A 22136-nucleotide genomic window follows, 5' to 3' on the forward strand; every position below is an offset into this window, starting at 1 on the left:
TCCTGCCGGACTCCGGTCCCCTTGCCCTCGTACTCATGGACCCTAACGCGATGGTCCCTTCGGGGAATCCCGGTAACAGGGCTGTTCGCCGGGGGCGTAGCGGCTGCGCCGGTGGGCCGACGGCAACGCGCCGTGGCGGTGCGGGTGTGGGCGCGTAGGGGTGCGTGGGCGCGTACGGGTGCGTGGGCGCGTACGGGTGCGTGGGCGCGTACGGGTGCGTGGGCGCGTACGGGTGCGTCGTGGTTGCTCGCGCAGTTCCTCCCCCGGCCTTCGGCCGGGGGTGCCCCCAGCGCACCTTTGGGGCGCGCTGCAGTCCAGGGAGATGCCACAGGGGCCCCCGGGATGGTCCCAGGGGCCCCTGTGTGCCGTTACGGGCGCCGTGGGGCTCAGCCCTCGGTCTTCTCCTCGGCGGGGGCGTCGGCGGCCTCGGCGGCGGCCTCAGGGGCCTCCGTCGCGGCCTCGTCCTCGTCCTCGTCGTCGAGGTCGACGATCTCGCCGTTGGTGTCCTTCACCGTGGCGGCCTCGACCACGACGGCCAGGGCCTTGCCGCGGGCGACCTCGCCGACCAGGAGCGGGACCTGGCCGCCCTCGACGACGGCCTGGGCGAACTGGTCGGGGGACATGCCGGAGGAGGCCGCGCGCCGCATGAGGTGCTCGGTGAGCTCCTCCTGGTTGACGTTCAGCTTCTCGACCTTGACCAGCTCGTCGAGGACGAACTGGGTCTTGATGCCCTTGACCGCGGCTTCCTTGGTCTCGGCCTCGAACTCCTCGGCGGTCTTGCCCTGGATCTCGAGGTACTTCTCGAGGTCGAGACCCATCTGGCCGAGCTGGTGGTGCTCCAGGTTGTGCTTGCGGGTGTTGATCTCGTCCTCGAGCAGCTTCTCGGGGACGGGCACCTCGACGAGCTCCAGGAGCTTCTCCAGGACGCGCTCCTGGGCCTGCGTGGCCTGGTCGTACGTCTTCATGTCGGCGAGGCGCTTGCGGCTGTCGGCCTTGAGCTCGTCGAGGGTGTCGAACTCGGAGGCGAGCTGCGCGAACTCGTCGTCCAGCTCGGGCAGTTCGCGGGCGGCGACCTGGCTCACCTTGACGGTGACCTCGGCCTCGCGGCCGGCCGCGGAGCCGCCCTTGAGCTCGGAGGTGAAGGTGGCCTCGCCACCGGCCTCCAGGCCCTTCACGGCGTCGTCGATGCCGTCGAGCAGCTCGCCGGAGCCGATGGTGTAGGAGACACCGCTGGCGATGCCGTCCTCCAGGACCTCGCCGTCGACCTTGGCCTCCAGGTCGATGGTGACGACGTCGCCGTCCTCGGCGGCCCGCTCGACCGGGGAGGTGGAGGCGAAGCGCTCGCGGAGCTGCTCCACGGACTTCTCCACGTCCTCGTCCGTCACCTCGACGGCGTCGACCTCGACCTCGATGCCGGAGTAGTCCGGGATCTCCAGGGCCGGGCGGACGTCGACCTCGGCGGTGAAGTTCAGCGTCTCGCCGTCCTTCAGCTCGGTGATGTCGACCTCGGGCTGGCCCAGCGGGTTCAGCTCGGCCTCGTTGACCGCTTCGGTGTAGAACTTCGGAAGCGCGTCGTTGACGGCCTCCTCAAGCACCGCTCCGCGGCCGAACCGCTGGTCGATGACGCGGGCCGGGATCTTGCCCTTGCGGAAGCCCTTCACCGTGACCTGCTGGTTGATCTTCTTGTACGCCGCGTCGAGGCTGTCCTTGAGCTCCTCGAAGGGCACCTCGACAGTGAGCCGAACCCGGGTCGGGTTCAGGGTCTCCACGGCGCTCTTCACGGTTCGGTCTCCTTGTGGCTGACTTCTCGGGTTCTGCCGGTGCCAGAGGGGCCCGGCGGAGTTTCGCCGCCCGGAGGAGTTCGCAGGCCGCCGTACAGGGGGCCAGGACACACGGGCACGCAGCTTGCATAGTAACCGCAGCGGCTCAGCGGCCCAAAAGGCGATCAAGACGGACGCCGTCAGGTGGTGGTCGGGGTGGCGGGATTTGAACCCACGGCCTTCCGCTCCCAAAGCGGACGCGCTACCAAGCTGCGCCACACCCCGTTTCGGTGCGACACGTAGGGTACATGCCCGGGCCGCCTGCGACGGCCGCTTTGTTCACCCGCGCGGGCATCGGGCCACCGCCGCGCCGCCGTCGCGCCACCGCCGTGTCCGCGCGGCCCCGTCGCGTTCGCCTACGCGCCGGGCGACCCGCTACGATGCCTTCTGTGCCGCGGTCCCCGACCTGCGGCGCGTGTTGTGCGGGCGTAGCTCAATGGTAGAGCTTCAGTCTTCCAAACTGACTACGCGGGTTCGATTCCCGTCGCCCGCTCCGCATGGCTCAGGCCCAGGTCACCGGTGGTTTTGCCCGGTGCCCCGGGCCTGAGTCGTTGTCGGGGCCGGATCGGCGGGGAGGAACGCCGGCTCCCGCGGTCAGAAGTTGATCGAGTTTATGGTCTGCGCCAGCGAGTCGAGGAAGCGCTGGATGGAGGGGGCCATCCCGGTCGACGCGAGGAAGAAGCCGAACAGGACGGCGACGATCGCGGGGCCCGCCTTGATGTTCCCCCCTCTCATCAGCACCACAAGGATGATCGCCAACAGCAACACCACAGACAGTGAAATGGCCACAACTGATCACACCCTCGGTCGGTCCGCTCTCCGGCCTGGGGTACGGCCCCGCACCCCGCCAGATCCATCGTGCCACCAACCCGGCCGCACTATGCGGTTCGTGACACAACGTCGACAACTCACCGCGCACCGACAACTGCCCGCTCGGCAATTCGAGGCCCCACCCGCCCACGGATCCACGGCAATTGACAGACATGGTTTCCGTGTCCACACAACTCGCGCGCAGCCAATTCGAATTATTGACACAGGCACGGCAAGATGCGGCGACCCGCGTTCGTTATGCACCAATTAGTATGGATGAATACGGACATCTCAGGTGTAAGTGCCGCATGGAACTGCATAGGTACAGGCATCGGCCCCGGCGAATCCCGAGGCGATCAAGAATCGGTTCCCGCCGATTACCAGGAAACGCATCGGCGGTTTTACGGAATCCCACAGGCGACGCTAGGGTGCCTCAGATGTTTGCCGCCGCCACGTCCCCCGGCCAGAACCGAACACCACGTCCCCCCGCCCGGCCACCGGCGGGCAGACAGCGCGACGCGTTCTTCGACAACGCCAAGTACCTGGCGATCGTGCTCGTCGCGATGGGTCACTCATGGGAGCCGCTGAAGGGCGACAGCCGCGTCCTGGAGGCGGCGTACTGCGTCGTGTACGCCTTCCACATGCCGGCGTTCATCATCGTCTCCGGCTACTTCTCCCGGAACTTCGACATGCGCCCGGACCGGCTGAAGCGGCTGGTCACCGGAGTCGTCGTCCCCTATGTCCTGTTCGAGACGGCCTACTCGCTCTTCCAGCGCTTCGTGGTCGGCGACTCCGGCCAGGACATCAGCCTGCTCGACCCCTGGTACCTGACCTGGTTCCTGTGCGCGCTGTTCGTCTGGCGCCTGACCACGCCCCTGTGGAGGGCGGTCCGGCATCCCGTTCCGGTCGCCTTCGGCATCGCGATGCTGGCGTCCGTGTCCCCGAGCATCGGTGACGACCTCGACCTCCAGCGGGTGCTGCAGTTCCTGCCGTACTTCGTGCTCGGCCTGTGCCTGCGGCCCGAGCACTTCCGGCTGGTGCGCCGGTGGCCGGTGCGGATCGCCGCGGTGCCGGTCTTCGCCCTCGCGCTGGCGTTCGCCTGGTGGTCGGTACCGCGGATGAACACCGCGTGGTTCTACCACCGGGACTCCGCGCAGGAGCTCGGCGCGCCGTGGTGGTGCGGGCCGGTGATGGTGCTCGCCATGTTCGGCTGCTCGATGGTGCTGACAGCGGGCTTCTTCTCCTGGGTGCCGGGCCGGCGCACGTGGTTCACGGCGCTGGGCGCGGGCACGCTGTACGGCTACCTCCTGCACGGCTTCGTCGTGAAGTACGGCGTCCACGCGGGCTGGTTCGACCCGCGGTGGCTGCACGGACCGGCCGGCGAGATCCTCGTCACGGCGCTCGCGGGCGGGTGCGTGACGCTGCTGTGCACCTCGCCGGTGCGGCGGGCGTTCCGGTTCTCCATGGAGCCGCGGATGGACTGGGCGTTCCGGCGGGACGCGGCGGAGACGGCCCGGGAGCGGGAGCCGCGCAGCCGGGAGATGGCCGGCGCGTGAGGGCTCCTAGGCGGGGAGGCCGAGGAGGGCGCGCATCCGGGCGTACTTCTCGGTGAGCCGTTTCCTGGTGGCCTCGTCCAGTACGGCGAGCCGGCCGGGGTCGGCGTTGTGCGCGAGGTCGGCCTCCTTGACGAGGAGGGCGCCGGGGGTGGCAAGGACGCGCCGGGCGTACGACTCCGGGGACTCGCCGGGGTGCTTGGTGAGGGCGCGCACGACCGCCTTCGTGCGTGGGCTCAGGGCGGCCGTGTCCAGCCACTCCTCGCTGAGGGCGTGGTCCTCGACGGCGTCGTGCAGCCAGGCGGCGGCGATCTGGTCCGGGTCGCCGCCGCGAGCGCGGACGCCGTCGGCCACGGCGGCGAGGTGCTCGGCGTAGGGCCGCCCGGCCTTGTCGGTCTGCGCCGCGTGGGCGTCTCGGGCGAGTCTCTCGACGTCGGCGAGGGAGAGCGGGGTCGGGGTCACGGTGCGAGTATCTCGTGGCCGGGGTGAGGTGGGGACGCTTACCGGCGCTTCCAGGGTGCCCTCCCCCGGCCGAAGGCTGGGGGAGGAACTGCGCGGCCGGCCCCCGCGCGCCGGCAGCCGCCGACGGTCCGCGGGCGCGGCCCGGTCCGCGTCACCTCGCCGCCTCCCGGCAGATCAGCAGCAGTGCCCTGTCGTCGTTGACGTCCTTCGCCACCGCCTCGATCAGGTGCCAGGCGGCACCGTGGAAGCCGCCGGCGACGTAGCGGTCGGCCTCCCCCGTGAGACGGTCCATGCCTTCGACGATGTCACGGTCGGCCGTCTCCACCAGGCCGTCCGTGAAGATCATGAGGACGTCGCCGGGGCGCAGGGACCCCTTGACGGAGTCGAACTGGGCACCGTCGTACACCCCGAGGAGAGGGCCCTCGGCGGCCTTCTCCTCCCAGCGGCCGCTGCCGGCGCTGAGCTGGAGGCCGGGCGGGTGGCCCGCGGAGTACAGCTCGTAGTCGCCGGAGTCGAGGTCCAGGACCAGGTGTATGGAGGTCGCGAAGCCCTCGTCCCAGTCCTGGCGGAGCAGGTAGCCGTTGGCGGCGGGGAGGAACGCGTGCGGCGGCAGGGAGCCGAGCAGGCCCCCGAAGGCACCGGAGAGCAGCAGCGCCCTGGACGCCGCGTCCATGCCCTTGCCGGAGACGTCCGTGAGGACGACCTCCATCGTGCGGCCGTTGTTCGTACGGGCCGCGACCACGAAGTCGCCGGAGAAGGACTGCCCGCCGGCCGGCCGCAGGGCCATCTCGCGGTGCCAGCCCGGCGGCAGCTTCGGCAGCTTGCTCTGGACCCGGATGCGTTCGCGCAGGTCGAAGAGCATGGTGCCGCCGCGCCGCCAGGGCACGCCGACCCGGCTGCGGAACTGGGCGGTGAGCAGACCGAAGAAACCACAGGCGGCGACGACCAGGACCACGCCCGGCGTGACCCGGGAGGGGCCCTCGGTGTAGGGGCCGAGCCGTACCGATTCCACGATCAGGGCGGTGGCAGCCGCCGCGTACAGGCCGAGCAGGCTCGCCGGCCGCAGCAGCAGGCCGCCCGCGATGATCGGCAGGACCAGCGCGGCCGGGGAGAACCAGACCGAGTTGGCGAGGGTCATGGCCGCGAGGACCGGGACGGTCAGGAACAGTCCGATCAGGGCGATCCAGTCGGAGCCGTCGCCACGGAAGTAGTCCACGGCGCTTCTGCGCACGCCGACGCGGACCCGGTGCCACTGCACTTTCCACCGGGCCGGGAGGGTGTCGGCCTTCGCGCGCCGCTCTCGGTCTACTGCCATTAGTTCGGGACCCTATCCATCGGACCAGCTGCTTGGCACGGGAGGTCCCACTTGTCCCCCGTCCGAGGCTCACCTTCGGGTGCGACTTCACAGTGAACTTCACCGGAAGGCCCCGCGTCGCCGTCCGGGAGAAATTCGCTGGCTCGTCCTGCAATGCCCTGGTAGTCATGGCGTATGGCGACCGAGTTGAAGGTGCTGCGTCCCGAGGGGTTCGACGGCTGGTGGGACCACCTGGTGCGGGCCTTCGGCGCGGGTCCGGCGCCGGCCGAGGAGCGCGACCTGGACCGGTCCCTCACCGAGTACGAGCGCTCGCTGGCCGTCTGGGACGGGTCCGAACTGGTCGGGACGGCGGGGGCGTTCCGGTTCCGGATGACCGTGCCGGGCGGCGCGCTGCTGCCCACCGCGGGGATCACCATGGTGAGCGTGGCCGCCACGCACCGGCGGCGCGGGGTGCTGACGTCGATGATGCGCCGTCAGCTCGACGACGTACGGGAGTGGGGCGAGCCGCTGGCCGCGCTGACCGCCTCCGAGCCGGCGATCTACGGCCGCTTCGGGTACGGCGCCGCGACCTCCCATCTGCACGCCGAGATCGACACGAGCCGGGTGACGCTGGACGTCCCGGCCGGCACCGGTGACGTACGGCTGCGGTACGCCGACCCGGCCGAGGTGCTCGGCGCGTGCGAGGCCGTCTACGCGGAGCTGGTGCCGCTGCGGCCCGGGATGCTGGCCCGGCAGCCCGGCTGGGAGCGGGCAGGGCTGCTGGACCCGGAGAGCGAGCGGGGCGGGGCGTCGGCGCTGCAGTGCGTGGTCGCCGAGCGGGACGGGAAGGTCACCGGGTACGCCCGGTTCCGTACGAAGATGGGCTGGTCGCCGAGCGGGCACGACGGCACGGTGACGCTGGAGGACCTCGCCGCGCTCGACCCGGCGAGCGACGCGGCGCTGTGGCGGTTCCTGTTCGGCATCGACCTGATGACGACGCTGACGGTGCGGGGGCGGCCGGTCGACGACGCCTGGCAGTACCAGGTCTCCGACATCCGGCGCTGTCTGACGCGGGTGCGGGACATGGGGTACGTGCGTCTCGTCGACGTCGGTGCGGCGCTCGCGGCGCGGACCTACCAGGCGCCGGTGGACGTGGTGCTGGAGGTGGCGGACGCCTTCTGCCCCTGGAACGCGGGGCGTTGGCGGCTGACCGGGGACGCCAAGGGGGCGTCCTGCGAGCGTACGACGGACACGGCCGAGCTGGCACTGTCGGTACGGGAGTTGGGGGCGGCGTACCTCGGCGGCGTGTCCCTGCTGTCGCTGGCGCGGGCCGGGCGGGTGGGCGAACTGCGGCCGGGGGCGCTGGCGGAGGCGTCGGCGGCGTTCGGGTCACCGGTGGTGCCGTGGCTGCCGCACGGCTTCTAGCGCGCGCTCAGCGTTTCTGGCAGGTGGGGCACCAGAAGAGGTTGCGGGCGGCGAGGCCGGCGGTGCGGATCCCGGTGCCGCACAGGTGGCAGGGCAGGGTGGCCCGGCGGTAGACGTACACCTCGCCGCCGTGGTCGTCGACGCGCGGCGGGCGGCCCATCGCCTCCGGGGTGTGCTCGGGGCGGACGGTGTCGATGCGGTTGTTGCGGACGCCCTCGTGCATGAGCCCGACGAGGTCGGCCCAGACGGCGTCCCACTCGGCGGGGGTGATGTCCCTGCCCGCGCGGTACGGGTCGATCCCGTGCCGGAACAGGACCTCGGCGCGGTAGACGTTCCCGACCCCGGCGATGACCTTCTGGTCCATCAGCAGGGCGGCGACGGTCGTGCGGCTGCGGGAGATCCTGCGGTACGCCGCGTCCGGGTCGGCGTCGGCGCGGAGCGGGTCCGGGCCGAGGCGGGCGTGTACGGCGGCCTTCTCGGCGTCGGTGATCAGGGCGCAGGTGGTGGGACCGCGCAGGTCGACGTAGGCGGTGGGGTTCGCCAGGCGGAGGCGGACGGTGTCGGTGGCCGGGGGCGCGGGGGCGTCACCGAAGGCGACCTTGCCGAAGAGGCCGAGGTGGATGTGGACCCAGTCGCTGTCGCGGAAGCCGAGGAAGAGGTGCTTGCCGTGGGCCTCGGTGCGGGTGAGGGGGGCGCCGTCGATCAGCTCCGCGGCGTCGGAGAACTTGCCCTGCGGGCTGCTCACCCGCACGGGCCCGGCGAGCCGGCGGTAGTCCAGCGCGAGCCGATGAATCGTGTGCCCCTCTGGCACTGACGTGATTCCTTTCCCACCCACCCACCCGACTCGCTCGGTGGAGAGATGAACGTCGAAGAACCGAAAACCCCCGCCCCGCACCCCAGCCCCCCGCAAGCCGCACAGGACCGCGCCGACTCCACCAGCAGCAACACCCCACCAGGGACCGTACCCGCTCCACCAGCAGCAACACCCGACCAGGAAGCGCGGGAGCGTACCGGCTTCGCCGGCAGCAACACCCCACCAGGAAGCGGGACCGTGCCAGCTCCACCAGCAGCAACACCCCACCAGGAAGCGGGACCGTGCCAGCTCCACCAGCAGCAACACCCCGTCTAGGACCGGGACCGTGCCAACTCCACCGGCAGCAACACCCGACCAGGAAGCGCGGGAGCGTACCGGCTTCGCCGGCGGCAGCACCCCGTCAGCGACCGGGACCGTACCGGGTCGACCGGCGGCAGTGCCCCGTCAGGAAGCGGGACCCTGTCGGCTTCGCGGGCGGCAGTGCCCCGTCAGGAAGCGGGACCCTGTCGGCTTCGCGGGCGGCTGTGCCCTGTCAGGGGCGCGGGGAACTGCGCGATCAGCCCCCGCGTGCCCGCGGACGGGCGACTGCCGGCTGCCGGTCGGCTCCCGCCTCGTTTCTCGGGCAACCGAGTCGGGTGGGTGGGGGAGCGAAGGCTACGGCTGGGGGTGGTGCGCCGGGACCGGGGGGAGGTCGCCCGTCGTCTCGTACGCGGACAGCATCTCGATGCGGCGGATGTGGCGCTCGCCCTCGGAGAACGGCGTGTTCAGGAAGGTCTCGACGAACTTCGTCGCCTCGTCCTGCGTGTGCATGCGCGCACCCACCGCGACGACGTTCGCGTTGTTGTGCTGTCGGCCCAGCGACGCCGTCTCCTCGCTCCAGGCGAGCGCCGCCCGCACACCCTTCACCTTGTTCGCGGCGATCTGCTCACCGTTGCCGGAGCCGCCGATCACGATGCCGAGGGAGGCGGGGTCGGCGGCCGTCCGCTCGGCCGCGCGGAGGCAGAAGGGCGGGTAGTCGTCGTCGGCGTCGTAGATGTGGGGGCCGCAGTCCACGGGGTCGTGGCCCGCCGCCTTCAGCCACTCGACGAGGTGGTTCTTGAGTTCGAAGCCCGCATGGTCGGAGCCGAGATACACGCGCATGGGACGAGTGTGACATGGGCGTGACCGCACGGCAGGGGCGGGGCGGCATACCCGAAAGCATCCCGGGAATGGTGAGTAACACTACAGAACCTCAGGAAAACCTCAAGTAACGATCCGGATTCAAAGGTTCAGGAATCAGTCCACCTCCGTTTCACTGGACCGACTCGTACGCCGCTCGTGCGAGAGCCCGCTCACCCGGCGCAAAGGAATTCCCCCCATGAATGGCAACGGTCCCCAGGACGGCCGCCGAGACGGCCTTCAGGCAGGACTCAAGAACCGGCATCTGTCGATGATCGCCATCGGCGGTGTCATCGGCGCCGGCCTCTTCGTCGGCTCCAGTACCGGCATCGCCACCGCAGGCCCCGGCATCCTGCTCTCGTACGCGCTCGTCGGCACGCTCGTGGTGCTGGTGATGCGGATGCTCGGCGAGATGTCCGCGGCGAACCCCACCTCCGGATCGTTCTCCGCGCACGCCGACCGCGCGCTCGGCCGCTGGGCCGGGTTCTCCATCGGCTGGCTGTACTGGTTCTTCTGGGTGGTGGTGCTGGCGGTCGAGGCCACCGCCGGCGCCACGATCCTGGAAGGCTGGATCCCGGCCGTACCGCAGTGGGGCTGGGCGCTCATCGTGATGGCGGTGCTCACCGCCACCAACCTGGTCTCCGTCGGCTCCTACGGCGAGTTCGAGTTCTGGTTCGCCGGCATCAAGGTCGTCGCGATCGGCGCGTTCATCGTGGTCGGCCTGCTGGCGGTGCTGGGTGTGCTGCCCGGCGCGGACACCGACAAGGCGGGCTTCTCCAACCTCACCGGCCACGGCGGTTTCCTGCCGCACGGGCCCGGCGCCATCCTCACCGGCGTCCTGCTCGTCGTGTTCTCCTTCATGGGCAGCGAGATCGCCACCCTGGCCGCCGGTGAGTCGGAGGACCCGCAGCGCGCGGTCACCAAGTCCACGAACAGCATCATCTGGCGGATCGGCGTCTTCTACCTCGGCTCGATCCTCATCGTCGTCTCCCTGCTGCCGTGGAACGACCCGACCATCAAGGAGAAGGGCTCGTACGTCGCCGCCCTCGACTCCCTCGGCATCGCGCACGCCGGCCAGATCATGAACGTCATCGTGCTGACGTCCGTGTTGTCCTGTCTCAACTCCGGCCTGTACACGGCCTCCCGGATGGCCTTCTCGCTCGGGCAGCGGGGCGACGCCCCGAAGGCGTTCGCGCGGACCACCGCCCGCGGGGTGCCGATGGCCGCGATCCTCGCGTCCGTGCTGTTCGGGTTCGTCGCCGTCTTCTTCAACTACAAGTTCCCGGACTCCGTCTTCCTCTTCCTCGTCAACTCCAGCGGCGCGGTGGCCCTGTTCGTCTGGCTCGTCATCTGCTTCTCGCAGCTGCGCATGCGGAGGATCATCCAGGCCGAGGCGCCGGAGAAGCTCGTCGTGAAGATGTGGCTGTACCCGTACCTGACCTGGGCGACGGCCGGTCTGATCGTGTTCGTGCTGGGCTACATGCTGACCGACACGGAGGGCGAGAGCAGCGGCCGTACCACCGTGCTGCTCTCGCTGCTGGTCGCGGCGGCGGTGGTCGCCGTCGCCGTAGTGAAGGAGAAGGTGACCGGCCGCCGTGCGGGCCCGGCGGACCGGACGGCCGCCGAGAGCGCCGACCAGGTGTCCGTCGGCTGAGCCGATCCTCACGGCCGCCTCACAGCAGGGTGAAGCTCTCCTTCACCCTCTCGTAGATCCGTACGGCCTGGGCTTCGACCGCCGGCCGGTACCAGGTGTTGATCTGGTACGACTTGCCGCCGGCGTCGAAGCCCAGCAGCCGTGCGTGCCAGGGGGTGCCCCTGAGGGTGAAGGTGTACTCCCAGACCACAGCCGGGTGGCCGCGGAAGGTCGTCCCGGCCAGCCGGATCTTGGTGTAGTCCTGGCCCTGGTGGGCGCTCTGCTCGGAGGCGCTCCAGCTGTCCATGAGGTTGCCGCGGGCGAGCGAGGACTTCGCGACGAGTTCCTGGCTGCCGTCGGGAGAGGTGTAGTGGACCTCGGCGCCCGTCTTCACGTCCCGGCGCCAGCCGGGGGGCGGCGCCCAGGCGAAGCCGCCGGCCTCCTCGTGGGTGCCGGGCGGGAGCGAGCGGGGGCGGGCTGTGCCCGCCACGGTGGCCGACGGGCCGGTGGCGACCGAGGGGGTGGCAAAGGCCCCGGTCGCCGTGTCCTTGTCGCCGCCGCCTGTCGTGGTGGTGAGGAGGACGGCGAGGGCGGTGGCGACCGCTGCGGTTCCCAGTACGGCGAGGAGAGCCGTGCGTTTGCGGGCCTTGCGGTGCTGGGACGGTGCGGGTGGGCGGGGGCCCCTCGCGCCGTTCCCCGCGCCCCTGACGGGGCGCTCCGGTTCGGGGCGTTGCCGTACGGGTCCCGGGTGCGGGCGGGTCGGGAGCGTCGGGCCCGTCGCATTGCTCGACGGGGTTTGCGAACGGACCTCCGAGCGGGGTTCCGACGCCGCCTGTGTCGGCGCGCTGAGCGGCGGGAGTGTCGGTGCCACCGTCGGCTGCGGCTGCGGGCGTTCGTCCTCCGGGGCCGGAACGCGCATCACGTACGTCGGTGTCGGGCGTTCCGCAGGCGCCGGGTGGGCCACCGGGCGCAGTTCCCGTTCCGCTTCCTCCAGGCCGGGACGTGCGGTCGGGTCCTTCTCCAGGAGGGCTGCGAGCAGGTCGCACAACGGGCCCGCCGTGGCCGGGAGTTCGGGTTCCTCGTAGAGGACGGCGTGCAGGGTGGCCAGGGTGGTGTCGCGGGAGAAGGGGGAGCGGCCGCCGAGGGCCGCGCACAGGGTCGCGCCGAGCGACCAGAGGTCGGAGGGCGGGCCCTGCGGGCGGCCGGAGACGCGTTCGGGCGCCATGTAGTCGGGGGAGCCGACGAGCATGCCGACCATGGTGAGCGCCTTGGCGTCCTGGATCGCGGCGATGCCGAAGTCGGTGAGGACGACCCGGCCCGCGGTGTTCTCGACGAGGACGTTGCCGGGTTTGATGTCGCGGTGCAGCACTCCCCCGGCGTGCACCTGGCGCAGCGCCGCGACCAGGCCGAGGCCGATCCGGGCGGCCGCGCGCGGGCTCAGCGGCCCCTCCTCGGCCATGATCCACTCCAGGGAGCGGCCGTTGACCAGCTCCATGACGATCCACAGGCGTTCGCCCTCGTCGACGACGTCGTAGACCCGCACCACGTTGGGGTGGTCGATCCGGGCGGTGGCCCTGGCCTCGCGCAGGGTTCGTTCGCGGCGGGTGCGAGTGTCCTCGGCGTCGAGGCCGTCGATCCGCATCTCCTTGACGGCGACCTGCCGGTCGAGCATCTCGTCGGCGGCCCGCCACACCCGCCCCATGCCGCCCTGCCCGATACTCTCGGCCAGCCGGTAGCGGCCGGTCACCAGCAGCCCGGGGACACCGCCCGGCCCCGCGCTCTCCGGATTCCCCGCATTCCCCGGGCTCCCCGCGTCAACTGAATTCCCTGAATTCTCTGAATTCCCCGGCAATTCGCTGCACCCCCTCAACGACCGCCCCTGCCGACACATAATGGTCACACTTACGGCCGTACCAGCATAGTGCTGAGAAATCTTGTGGTACCTCTTCAAGTGGCCGCGAATTCAGGTGCGGTTCCAGGGGGTTGCAAGGGGGACGAACATGAGTTCTCGTCGTACGCTCCGGCGGTTGACCGTGGTCGCGGGATCGCTGGTCACGGCATCTTTCTCGGCCGTGCTGATCCTGCCGTCCGCGGCCGTCGCCGACGGCCAGGGGCCGGGAAGCGGCAAGGGGGGAAAGTCGGTCGACCAGGCGCCGGACGGGGTGCGGCTGACGACCACACTGCCCGAGAGGATCTCGGTCGACAACAGCTCGCAGAAAACGGCGATTACCGCCACCGTGAAGAACGAAGGGACCAAGGAAAGCGACAGCGTCAGGCTCTTGGTGGCCGGTTTCGACGGGCTGAAGGTCACCGGGGTGCGGGGCTGCGACGCCGTCGCCGCGAAGGATCTGCCGGCCGGTTCGAACAGCGCCTTCAGCTGTCCCGTGGGCACGCTCGGCGCGGGCGGGTCGAAGTCGTACGCGGTCGACGCGACGTTCGATCTGGGCGGGACCGGGAAGATCTGCCTGCCCGTGCAGAGCGCGGACGGGAAGAAGACGTTCTGGCAGCAGGGCCCGGTGCCGTTCGGTACGACGAACCCGTCGCCGAACGCCCCGGCCACCCCGCTGCTGCTCGGCACCGACAACAAGCCGGTGGGGCCGGGCGGCGACCAGTTGCCGAAGACCGGCGCCGGCAGTGACGTGCTGCCGCTCGGCGCGGCCGGCGCGGCCCTGGTCGCGGCCGGGGCGGCGGGGGTGTGGTGGTCGCAGCGGCGGCCGCGGCAGCGGTCGTAGCGGCCGGTACGACCGTGGGGCCCGGGGTGCGTCGGCACCCTGGGCCCCACGCGGGCCGGGCCGGGTCAGCGCTTGCCGACCAGCTTCCACGCCGCGGGCACCGCGCCCATCGCCAGGGCCGCCTTCACGGCGTCGCCGATCAGGAACGGGGTGAGACCGGCCGCGATCGCCGCGGACGCGGACATGCCGGCGGCGTAGGCCAGGTACGGCACGCCGACCGCGTAGATGAGCGCCTCGCCGAGCAGCATCGTGCCCGCCATGCGCAGGACGCCGCGGTCGGCACCGCGCCGGGCCAGGGCGCCGACGACGGCGGAGGCGAGCATCATGCCGAGGATGTACCCGAAGGAGACCGAGACACCGGAGGTGCCGCTCGCGAACCACGGCAGGCCCGCGAGGCCGGCCAGCGCGTACAGGGTGAGGGAGAGCAGGCCGCGGCGGGCGCCGAGGGCGGTGCCGACGAGCAGGGCGGCGAAGGTCTGGCCGGTCACCGGGACCGGGGAGCCGGGCACCGGGACCGCGATCTGGGCGGCGAGGCCGGTGAGCGCGGCGCCGCCGGCCACGAGGGCCACGTCGCGCACCCGGGACGCGGGCAGGAGGTCGGCGAGGACGGCGCCGGGGTGGGTCGACGCGGCGGCGGTGGCGGTGCTCATGGGGACTCCGCGGGGTGGGGCAGGCAAGGGACTCTGTGACGCTATCCCGGCCCGTCTGAGCCGGACACGTCAGCGGTCGACAAAGGCCGGAAGCGGCACTTGGTGGGCTCCCCACAAAGGGTGCGCGTTACACGCGGTCCAGGGTGACGCCGATCACTGAGGCAGGGATGTTTCAGTCACGTCAACGGCATTGAACAGGCCTGTGGAGTTCCACCAACCGAATCCCAGCACTCTGGTGGGATTCAAGGTTCCTGGCCTACGCTTCCGGACATGGTCGCCCAGTCCCTGAACCTCACCTCGCGTCGCTATGTCGACCTGCGACGCCAGGGCGCTGCCACCTGTCGCCGTACGCCCTGAGGCCGCGCGGCGGGAGACCGGTCCGGCGCGCCTCGCCCCGAGAGACGTGTCGGCCCCGTTCCCGAGGACGGTTTCCCATGCCCCGTACCGCGGCACCCCCGCCCACCTCCGCGCCCCGCGACCGGCGGCGGACCAGCGCCAGTGTGGTCCTCCGCTCGGTCCTCGAGCACGGGCCGGTCGCCCGCTCCACCATCGCCCGGCTGACCGGGCTGTCCCCGGCCTCCGTCACCGACTACTGCGCCCGGTTCACCGAACTCGGCCTGATCCGCGAGACCGAGACGCCGCAGCGCGTCAAGGGCGTGGGCCGGCCGCACGTACCGGTCGACCTGGACGACTCGCGCTTCGTGGTCGGCGGGGTGCACGTGGCCGTCCCGTACACCACGGTCGCGCTGCTCGACCTGCGCGGACGGGTCGTCCTGCGGCGGGAGTCGAAGCACCGCTCCACCGACCCGCGCGGGGTGCTGGCGCGGGCCGCCGCCGGGCTCGCCGTGCTGCTCGACGAGGTGCCCGGCAGCCGGCCACTGGGGGTCGGCGTCGCCGTCGGCGGCTGGGTGGACCGGGACTCCGGGACCGTCGTCGAGCACCCCCTGCTCGGCTGGCGCGAGGTGCCGGTGCGCGAGCTGCTCGGCGCGCACACCGGGCTGCCGGTCCATGTGGACGGCCACGCGCGCGCGTTGGTCAACGGGGAACGGCTCTTCGGGCGGGCCCGGGGCAGCCGGAGCGTGCTGCACCTCTTCGTCGGCAACGTGGTCGACGCGGCCTTCGCCACCGGCGACGAGGTGCACCACGGCCCGCGTTCCCAGGCCGGCATGATCGGTCATCTGCCGGTGCCGGGCGGCACCGAGCCGTGCGGCTGCGGACGCACCGGCTGCCTCCAGGTGGAGCTCAGCGAACGCACGCTGGTGCGGCGGGCCCGGGCCGCCGGGGTGACGGACAGCGGGAACCCGATGGACGTCCTCGCGGCGGCCGGGGCCGGTGATCCGGTGGCCGCAGGGCTGCTGGTGGAGCGGGCGCGGCTGACCGGGCGGGCGGTGGCGCTGCTGCTCGACGTCCTCAACCCGGAGAGCGTGGTCGTCACCGAGGTCGGGGTGCTGTACCGGGAGGACTGTCTCGCCGCGCTGCGGGAGGCGGTGGGCGCGGAGCGGGCGGCCGTGGTCGCGCCGACCAGTTTCCGGGAGTCGGTACTGGCGGTGGCGGGCGGTTCGGTGGTCCTCGACGTGCTGTACCGGGACCCGCTGAGCACCTCCCAGGCCGCGGCTCCGACCCTGTCACCAGAGCTTATTTAATTCAGAAACTCGGAATATTGACAGCCGTCGCACACGGCAAGGAACATCCATCCCATGACCTGTCGCACCCTCTGTTGCTGACGTCTTGACGCGCCCCGGGCGCGCATTTCCCTCTGCGTGAGATCTCCCTTTCCGGCCCTCTGCCGCCGGGAATTCGCCCTGCCTTTCTGCTGCTTTTCCCCTCGGAGCACTCCCATGCCTTCTGCGTCCTCCCCCGGCGTCGACCGCCGGCTCTTCCTCACCTCACTGCTCGGCGCCTCGGCGGCCGTGGCCGGGCTGAGCGGCTGCGCGGGCGGCAGTGCGGCCGCCGACACCGCGGGCGCCCCGAGCGCGCCGCTGGCCGGCAAGGTCCCGGCCGGCACCAGCCTGAAGATCGCCTCCTACCAGGGCGTGCAGCAGCTGGAGTTCAAGCTGGCGAAGCTTCCGGAACTGCCGTTCACGGTGTCCAGCTGGGTGAACATCGGCGCCGGTCCCGATGTCATCAACGCGTTCCGCGCCGAGTCCCTGGACGTCGCCAACAACGCGGGAATTCCGCCGATCCAGGCACAGTTCCAGGGTTTCGCCGCAAAAATCGTGGCGATCGAGCTGACCCGCAAGCCGAACTACCTGTTCGCCACCAAGCCCGGCAGCGACATACGCACGGTCGCCGGATTCAAGGGAAAGAAGCTCGCCTTCTCGCAGGGGCAGGCGCAGGGTGTCGTACTGCTGCGGGCGCTGAAGGAGGCCGGGCTCGCCTACGACGACGTGAAGCTGGTCCCGCTGACCAGCAACCAGTTCCTCACCGCCCTGCAGTCCGGCCAGGTGGACGTGGCCCCGCTGGCCAACACCCAGGCCCCGGCCTACCTCCAGCAGTACGGTCCGAAGGGCGCCCACACCATCGCCACCGACGTCGTGGACCTGCTCAACCTGCTGTGGGCGCCGCAGTCGGTGCTGAACGACAGGGCCAAGGCGGCCGCGATCGCCGCGTACATCCCGCAGTGGGCCAAGGGCCTGGTCTGGCAGTGGGAGCACCCGGACACCTGGAACGAGGAGTTCTACGTCAGGACCCAGAACCTGACCCTCGCCCAGGCCCGGGGCATCACCGAACTCGCCAACAAGCCGCTGTTCCCGCCGAGCTGGGACGAGGCGATCAAGTGGGAGCAGGAGACCGCGGACCTGCTCGCGGAGGGCGGGTTCGTGAAGAAGACCGACGTCTCCGGGCTCTTCGACCACCGCTTCGAGTCGATCGCCGCCGAGGCCGTACCGGCGGAGTACCGGAAGTGACCGCCGTGACCACCGGCACCGTGCCGGTTCCCCTCGCGGAGGACGAGGCGCACCGGGTCCGGCCGCGCCGCCGGCTCTCCCCCGGCCGCCGGCTGCCCGCCGCCCGGCTGGCCGGCCCGCTCGTCGTCCTCGCCGCCTGGGCGATCGCCTCCGCCGCCGGGCGGCTCGACCCCGGCGCGATCCCGGCGCCCTGGACCGTCCTGGACACCGCCGTCCACCTGTGGACCGCCGGGACGCTGCGCACCGACATCCTGACCTCCGTGGAGCGGGCCGGGTACGGCTTCGCGATCGGCCTGACCGCCGGGGTGCTGCTGGCCCTGGCCGCCGGGCTCACCCGCACCGGGGAGGCGCTGATCGACGGGACCGTGCAGATCAACCGGGCGATCCCCACCCTCGGCCTGATCCCGCTGTTCATCCTCTGGCTGGGCATCGGCGAGACCTTCAAGATCGCCATCATCGCGATCGTCGTCTACATCCCGGTCTACCTCAACACGCATGCCGCGCTGTCCGCCATCGACAGCCGGTACGTCGAACTCGCCGAGGTGCTGGACCTGTCGAGGGTCCGGTTCATCCGGGAGGTCGTGATCCCCGGCGCGCTGCCCGGATTCTTCGTGGGGCTCCGGCTCGGCGTCACCGGCTCCTGGCTCGGCCTGGTCGTCCTGGAGCAGATCAACGCCACCAGCGGCCTCGGCTACATGATGTTCCAGGCCCAGAACTACGGGCGCAGCGACATCATCCTCGTCGGCCTGCTGATCTACGGCGTCTTCGGCCTCGTCTCCGACACCGTGGTCCGGCTGATCGAACGGAGGGTGCTGTCATGGCGCCGCACACTGAGCAGCTGACCCGCCCCGCCGTCCGGCTCCGGGGCCTGACCCGGTCGTTCGGGGAGCGCACGGTCCTCGACTCCGTCGACCTCGACCTGCCGGCCGGGCAGTTCACCGCGCTGCTCGGGCACAGCGGCTCCGGCAAGAGCACCCTGCTGCGGGCCGTCGCCGGACTCGACCACGGGGTCGCCGGCAGCGGGGAACTCACCGCGCCGGAGCGGGTGTCGGTGGTCTTCCAGGACTCCCGGCTGCTGCCCTGGCGCCGGGTGCTGGACAACGTGGTCCTCGGCCTGGACGGCCGCGACGCCCACGACAGGGGGCGGTCGGCGCTGACCGAGGTCGGGCTCGCGGGCCGCGAACGGGCCTGGCCGGGCGAGCTGTCCGGCGGCGAGGCACAGCGGGCCGCGCTCGCCCGGTCCCTGGTCCGCGAGCCCGAACTGCTCCTCGCCGACGAGCCGTTCGGCGCCCTGGACGCGCTCACCCGGATCAGGATGCACCACCTGCTGCGCGAGCTGTGGACACGGCACCGCCCGTCCGTCCTGCTCGTCACCCACGACGTCGACGAGGCGATCGTCCTCGCCGACCGGGTCCTCGTCCTGGAACGGGGCCGCATCGGCCTCGACCTGACCGTGGACCACGACCGGCCGCGCGACGCGTACCGGAAGCAACTGCTCGCCGCCCTCGGTGTCACGGAGGACCCCGCATGACCCGCCGACTCCACCTCAACGCCTTCCTCATGAACACCGGTCACCACGAGGCCTCCTGGCGTCTCCCGGAGAGCGACCCGTACGCGCACGTCGACCTCGGGCACTACGTCGGGCTCGCCCGGACCGCCGAGCGCGGCACCTTCGACTCGCTCTTCCTCGCCGACGGCCCGCACCTGTGGGGCAGCGTCGAGCAGCGGCCGGCCGGGGCGCTGGAGCCGCTCACCCTGCTGACGGCGCTGGCCACGGCCACCGAGCACATCGGCCTGATCGCCACCGCGTCCACCTCCTACAACTCCCCCTACAACCTCGCCCGCCGGTTCGCCTCGCTGGACATCATCAGCGGCGGCCGGGCCGGCTGGAACATCGTCACCACGGCGGGCGCGGAGGCGGCCCGCAACTTCGGCGTCGACGAGGAGCCCGCGCACGCCGAGCGGTACGCGCGGGCCGCCGAGTTCCTCGACGTGGCGCTGAAGCTCTGGGACAGCTGGGAGGACGACGCGATCGTCGCCGACAAGGCGGCCGGTGTCTGGGGCGACGACGCGAAGATCCACCCGCCCCGGCACCGGGGCACGTACCTCAGCGTCGAGGGCGCCCTCAACGTGCCCCGCAGCCCGCAGGGTTACCCGCTGCTGGTGCAGGCCGGGTCGAGCGAGGACGGCAAGGCGTTCGCCGCCCGGTACGCCGAGGCCGTGTTCACCGCGCAGCAGACCGTCGAGGAGGCGCGGGCGTTCTACGCCGACCTGAAGTCCCGTACCGCCGCGGCCGGCCGCGACCCCGACCACGTCAAGGTGCTGCCCGGGATCGTCCCCGTCATCGGCTCGACCGAGGCCGAGGCGCGGGCGCACGAGCAGGTCCTGGAGGACCACATCGTGCACCGGCACGGGGTCGCGAACCTGGAACGGCTGCTCCACGTCCCGGTCGGCACCCTGGAGTTGGACGCCGAACTCCCCGCCGAACTCCCGTCCGAGGACGCCATCGAGGGTGCCAGGAGCCGCTACGCCCTGGTCGTCGCCCTGGCCCGCCGGGAGCGGCTCACCGTGCGGCAGCTGATCGGCAGGCTCGGCGGCGGGCGCGGCCACCTGACCTTCACCGGAACGCCGGAGCAGGTCGCCGACGCGATCGAGACCTGGTTCGTCCGGGGCGCCGCCGACGGCTTCAACATCATGCCGCCCGTGCTCCCCTCCGGCCTGGAGACCTTCGTCGACCACGTCGTCCCGATCCTGCGCGCCCGCGGCCTGCTGCGCACGGAATACGGCCCGCGCCGGACCCTGCGGGAGCGCTACGGCCTGCCGCGCCCCGCCAACCAGTACGTCACCCCCGCACTCGCCACCGCCTGAACCCCGCAGAACGCCCGCGGAGCAGCAAGCCCGAAGTACGAACCCGAGAGCCCGAGAACCCGAGAACCCGAGAACCCGAAAGGACGCCCCCGCATGTCCATCGAGATCCGCAAGGTCACCGCGCACATCGGCGCCCAGGTCCTGGGCGTGGACATCGCCCAGCCGCTCGACGCGGAGCAGGTCGCCGCGGTCCGCGAGGCCCTGAACGTCCACAAGGCCCTGGTCTTCGACGACGTCCGCCTCGACGACGAGGGCCAGGAGGCCTTCGCCCGGCAGTTCGGCGACCTCACCACCGCCCACCCGACGGTGCCCGCCGTCGACGGCGCCCCGAACGTGCTGCCCGTCGACAGCGAGCGCGGCCGGGCCAACCACTGGCACACCGACGTGACGTTCGTCCTGAACCCGCCCCAGGCCAGCACGCTGCGCTCGCTCACCCTCCCGCCGTACGGCGGCGAGACGCTGATCACCAGTTCGGCCGCCGCCTACCGCCAGCTCCCGGAGCCGCTGCGGGCACTGGCCGACACCCTGTGGGCGGAGCACACCAACGACTACGACTACGCCGTCCCGGACGAGGAGATCGACGCGGAAAGGGCCGCGCAGCGTGCCCAGTTCACGTCGATCAGGTTCCGCACGGTCCACCCGGTCGTCCGGGTGCACCCGCTGACCGGCGAGCGCGGCCTGTTCGTCGGGGGGTTCGCGCAGCGGATCGTCGGCCTGTCGAAGGACGAGTCCCGCCGCATCCTCGACCTGCTCCAGGCGTACGTCACCCGTCCCGAGAACATCCTGCGCCACCGCTGGTCCCCGAACCAGCTGGTCCTGTTCGACAACCGCATCACCCAGCACTACGCCGTGGACAACTACGACGGCCTGCCGCGCCGCCTCCACCGCGTCACGGTCGCCGGTGACGTTCCGGTCGGCATCGAGGGCAAGGAGAGCTACTCGATCGAGGGCGACGCCTCGCACTACACGCCCGTAGCCGCGTGACCACGGTGCGTTGACGGCACCTCCGGATGACGGGCGGCCTCTCCTGCCGAGCGGAGAGGCCGCCCACATGGACGCCGTGGACGAGCCGCCCCCGTGCCGCACCGCAGCACCCCGGTCGCGACCCCGCCGCCGGCGCGTGGTCGAGCAGTGCCCGCGGGGTGCGTTCCACCGCGCGCCGGAACACCGGCCCGACACTCTTGCTGCTAACCTGCATTTGCAAGTGATGTGCAATAAGAGGTTCGGAGGGGACCCACGCCCATGCCCGTCTACACGCTGCCTGAACTGCCCTACGACTACGCGGCGCTCGCGCCCGTGATCAGTCCCGAGATCATCGAGCTGCATCACGACAAGCACCACGCGGCGTACGTGAAGGGCGCCAACGACACCCTGGAGCAGCTGGCGGAGGCGCGCGAGAAGGGGAGCTGGGGGTCGGTCAACGGGCTGGAGAAGAACCTGGCCTTCCACCTCTCCGGCCACATCCTGCACAGCATCTACTGGCGGAACATGACCGGCCCGAAGGACGGCGGCGGCGAGCCGCTCGCGGCGGACGGCGTGGGTGAGCTGGCGGACGCGATCACCGAGTCCTTCGGCTCGTTCGCGGGCTTCAAGGCCCAGCTCACGAAGGCGGCGGCCACCACCCAGGGCTCCGGCTGGGGCGTCCTCGCCTACGAGCCGCTCGGCGGGCGGCTGGTCGTCGAGCAGGTCTACGACCACCAGGGCAACGTCGGCCAGGGTGCGGTGCCGATCCTCGTCTTCGACGCCTGGGAGCACGCCTTCTACCTGCAGTACAAGAACCAGAAGGTGGACTTCATCGACGCCATGTGGGCCGTGGTCGACTGGCAGGACGTGGCCCGCCGCCACGCGGCCGCGCGGTCCCGGGCGGATGTGCTGCTGCTGGCTCCCTGAGCCGCCGACGCGTCCTGCCTCGTGATCGTCTTCTCACCGGTCACCGGGGGCGGGCGGAAGAAGGGAGGCCCCCGCGAGGACGTGACTCGCGGGGGCCTTCCGGCGCGACCGGCTGCAGCCC

19 protein-coding genes and 2 tRNA genes are annotated in these 22136 nt (G+C 71.5%); 12 read left to right on the top strand and 9 right to left on the bottom strand.

Annotation, left to right across the window (positions count from 1 at the left end; translation table 11 throughout):
* Nucleotides 1–386 precede the first annotated feature (386 nt).
* The gene (tig, locus tag AB0472_RS02465) at nt 387–1781 is read right to left on the bottom strand and encodes a trigger factor (protein ID WP_366352634.1); all 1395 of its coding nucleotides are present in this window, start codon (nt 1779–1781) and stop codon (nt 387–389) included.
* A gap of 187 nt (nt 1782–1968) precedes the next feature.
* Nucleotides 1969–2045, bottom strand: a tRNA-Pro gene (locus tag AB0472_RS02470).
* Nucleotides 2046–2242: 197 nt separating this feature from the next.
* Here AB0472_RS02470 and AB0472_RS02475 point away from each other — a divergent pair.
* Nucleotides 2243–2313: transfer RNA gene (locus AB0472_RS02475), tRNA-Gly, on the top strand.
* Nucleotides 2314–2414: 101 nt separating this feature from the next.
* Here the strand turns inward: AB0472_RS02475 and AB0472_RS02480 are convergent.
* Nucleotides 2415–2609 carry a hypothetical protein gene (locus tag AB0472_RS02480; protein ID WP_217549461.1) on the bottom strand — a complete coding sequence of 65 codons (195 nt, stop codon included), beginning with the start codon at nt 2607–2609 and terminating at the stop codon, nt 2415–2417.
* Nucleotides 2610–3067: 458 nt separating this feature from the next.
* On the opposite strand from AB0472_RS02480, the gene AB0472_RS02485 reads away from it, so the two are divergent.
* Nucleotides 3068–4186 carry an acyltransferase family protein gene (locus AB0472_RS02485; RefSeq protein WP_366352635.1) on the top strand — a complete coding sequence of 373 codons (1119 nt, stop codon included), beginning with the start codon at nt 3068–3070 and terminating at the stop codon, nt 4184–4186.
* A 6-nt stretch (nt 4187–4192) separates the two neighbouring features.
* Here the strand turns inward: AB0472_RS02485 and AB0472_RS02490 are convergent, their stop codons facing one another.
* Nucleotides 4193–4645, bottom strand: coding sequence for an HD domain-containing protein (locus AB0472_RS02490; protein WP_366352637.1), 453 nt, complete (start codon nt 4643–4645; stop codon nt 4193–4195).
* Nucleotides 4646–4796: 151 nt separating this feature from the next.
* On the bottom strand, nt 4797–5960 hold the full coding sequence (locus AB0472_RS02495; protein WP_366352639.1) for a PP2C family protein-serine/threonine phosphatase: 1164 nt from the start codon (nt 5958–5960) through the stop codon (nt 4797–4799).
* 174 nt (nt 5961–6134) lie between these two features.
* Here AB0472_RS02495 and AB0472_RS02500 point away from each other — a divergent pair, with 174 nt between their 5' ends.
* Nucleotides 6135–7364 (top strand): GNAT family N-acetyltransferase, encoded by a 1230-nt coding sequence (locus AB0472_RS02500; RefSeq protein ID WP_366352641.1) that lies wholly within the window; start codon nt 6135–6137, stop codon nt 7362–7364.
* A 7-nt stretch (nt 7365–7371) separates the two neighbouring features.
* On the opposite strand, the gene AB0472_RS02505 is transcribed toward AB0472_RS02500, so the two are convergent.
* Nucleotides 7372–8175 carry a DNA-formamidopyrimidine glycosylase family protein gene (locus AB0472_RS02505; protein WP_366352643.1) on the bottom strand — a complete coding sequence of 268 codons (804 nt, stop codon included), beginning with the start codon at nt 8173–8175 and terminating at the stop codon, nt 7372–7374.
* A 657-nt stretch (nt 8176–8832) separates the two neighbouring features.
* Nucleotides 8833–9318: a ribose-5-phosphate isomerase gene (locus AB0472_RS02510; protein ID WP_366352644.1), complete on the bottom strand. Its 486-nt coding sequence runs from the start codon at nt 9316–9318 to the stop codon at nt 8833–8835.
* A 217-nt stretch (nt 9319–9535) separates the two neighbouring features.
* Between AB0472_RS02510 and AB0472_RS02515 the strand changes: the two genes are divergently transcribed.
* On the top strand, nt 9536–10990 hold the full coding sequence (locus AB0472_RS02515; protein WP_366352646.1) for an amino acid permease: 1455 nt from the start codon (nt 9536–9538) through the stop codon (nt 10988–10990).
* A 19-nt stretch (nt 10991–11009) separates the two neighbouring features.
* Here the strand turns inward: AB0472_RS02515 and AB0472_RS02520 are convergent, their stop codons facing one another.
* The gene (locus AB0472_RS02520; RefSeq protein WP_366352648.1) at nt 11010–12716 is read right to left on the bottom strand and encodes a protein kinase; all 1707 of its coding nucleotides are present in this window, start codon (nt 12714–12716) and stop codon (nt 11010–11012) included.
* 253 nt (nt 12717–12969) lie between these two features.
* Between AB0472_RS02520 and AB0472_RS02525 the strand changes: the two genes are divergently transcribed.
* Nucleotides 12970–13701 carry an LPXTG cell wall anchor domain-containing protein gene (locus tag AB0472_RS02525; RefSeq protein ID WP_366352650.1) on the top strand — a complete coding sequence of 244 codons (732 nt, stop codon included), beginning with the start codon at nt 12970–12972 and terminating at the stop codon, nt 13699–13701.
* Nucleotides 13702–13766: 65 nt separating this feature from the next.
* Here AB0472_RS02525 and AB0472_RS02530 read toward each other — a convergent pair whose 3' ends face one another.
* A complete protein-coding gene (locus AB0472_RS02530) occupies nt 13767–14351 on the bottom strand; it encodes a biotin transporter BioY (RefSeq protein ID WP_366352652.1) in 585 nt (194 codons plus the stop codon).
* A gap of 434 nt (nt 14352–14785) precedes the next feature.
* Here AB0472_RS02530 and AB0472_RS02535 point away from each other — a divergent pair, with 434 nt between their 5' ends.
* The 7 genes from AB0472_RS02535 to AB0472_RS02565 all read left to right on the top strand — a co-directional run bounded on the left by AB0472_RS02535 (nt 14786) and on the right by AB0472_RS02565 (nt 22015).
* Nucleotides 14786–15994, top strand: a complete 1209-nt coding sequence (locus AB0472_RS02535; protein WP_366352654.1) for an ROK family protein — start codon at nt 14786–14788, stop codon at nt 15992–15994.
* Nucleotides 15995–16189: 195 nt separating this feature from the next.
* Complete coding sequence (locus AB0472_RS02540; RefSeq protein ID WP_366352656.1) at nt 16190–17257, top strand: ABC transporter substrate-binding protein; 1068 nt, start codon at nt 16190–16192, stop codon at nt 17255–17257.
* A gap of 5 nt (nt 17258–17262) precedes the next feature.
* Nucleotides 17263–18099, top strand: coding sequence for an ABC transporter permease (locus AB0472_RS02545; RefSeq protein WP_366352719.1), 837 nt, complete (start codon nt 17263–17265; stop codon nt 18097–18099).
* Entirely contained in the window at nt 18075–18788 is a 714-nt protein-coding gene (locus AB0472_RS02550; RefSeq protein ID WP_366352657.1) for an ABC transporter ATP-binding protein, read from the top strand. Before AB0472_RS02545 ends, AB0472_RS02550 begins: the two co-directional genes overlap by 25 nt.
* A complete protein-coding gene (locus tag AB0472_RS02555; protein ID WP_366352659.1) occupies nt 18785–20125 on the top strand; it encodes an LLM class flavin-dependent oxidoreductase in 1341 nt (446 codons plus the stop codon). The genes AB0472_RS02550 and AB0472_RS02555 overlap by 4 nt, the downstream gene beginning before the upstream one ends.
* A 93-nt stretch (nt 20126–20218) precedes the next feature.
* Complete coding sequence (locus tag AB0472_RS02560) at nt 20219–21109, top strand: TauD/TfdA family dioxygenase (RefSeq protein WP_366352661.1); 891 nt, start codon at nt 20219–20221, stop codon at nt 21107–21109.
* Nucleotides 21110–21367: 258 nt separating this feature from the next.
* Nucleotides 21368–22015, top strand: a complete 648-nt coding sequence (locus AB0472_RS02565; protein ID WP_366352663.1) for a superoxide dismutase — start codon at nt 21368–21370, stop codon at nt 22013–22015.
* Nucleotides 22016–22136: the final 121 nt, after the last annotated feature.

Source organism: Streptomyces sp. NPDC086777, assembly GCF_040702065.1.
GTDB lineage: Bacteria > Actinomycetota > Actinomycetes > Streptomycetales > Streptomycetaceae > Streptomyces.

What these genes read in the sequence shown, in the direction of transcription:
- AB0472_RS02500 (WP_366352641.1), top strand. Translation starts at nt 6,135, where the DNA reads ATGGCGACCGAGTTGAAGGTGCTGCGTCCCGAGGGGTTCGACGGCTGG.
- AB0472_RS02540 (WP_366352656.1), top strand. Translation starts at nt 16,190, where the DNA reads ATGCCTTCTGCGTCCTCCCCCGGCGTCGACCGCCGGCTCTTCCTCACC.
- AB0472_RS02525 (WP_366352650.1), top strand. Translation starts at nt 12,970, where the DNA reads ATGAGTTCTCGTCGTACGCTCCGGCGGTTGACCGTGGTCGCGGGATCG.
- AB0472_RS02555 (WP_366352659.1), top strand. Translation starts at nt 18,785, where the DNA reads ATGACCCGCCGACTCCACCTCAACGCCTTCCTCATGAACACCGGTCAC.
- AB0472_RS02550 (WP_366352657.1), top strand. Translation starts at nt 18,075, where the DNA reads ATGGCGCCGCACACTGAGCAGCTGACCCGCCCCGCCGTCCGGCTCCGG.
- AB0472_RS02530 (WP_366352652.1), bottom strand. Translation starts at nt 14,351, where the DNA reads ATGAGCACCGCCACCGCCGCCGCGTCGACCCACCCCGGCGCCGTCCTC.
- AB0472_RS02560 (WP_366352661.1), top strand. Translation starts at nt 20,219, where the DNA reads ATGTCCATCGAGATCCGCAAGGTCACCGCGCACATCGGCGCCCAGGTC.
- AB0472_RS02565 (WP_366352663.1), top strand. Translation starts at nt 21,368, where the DNA reads ATGCCCGTCTACACGCTGCCTGAACTGCCCTACGACTACGCGGCGCTC.
- AB0472_RS02495 (WP_366352639.1), bottom strand. Translation starts at nt 5,960, where the DNA reads ATGGCAGTAGACCGAGAGCGGCGCGCGAAGGCCGACACCCTCCCGGCC.
- AB0472_RS02535 (WP_366352654.1), top strand. Translation starts at nt 14,786, where the DNA reads ATGCCCCGTACCGCGGCACCCCCGCCCACCTCCGCGCCCCGCGACCGG.
- AB0472_RS02485 (WP_366352635.1), top strand. Translation starts at nt 3,068, where the DNA reads ATGTTTGCCGCCGCCACGTCCCCCGGCCAGAACCGAACACCACGTCCC.
- AB0472_RS02510 (WP_366352644.1), bottom strand. Translation starts at nt 9,318, where the DNA reads ATGCGCGTGTATCTCGGCTCCGACCATGCGGGCTTCGAACTCAAGAAC.
- AB0472_RS02515 (WP_366352646.1), top strand. Translation starts at nt 9,536, where the DNA reads ATGAATGGCAACGGTCCCCAGGACGGCCGCCGAGACGGCCTTCAGGCA.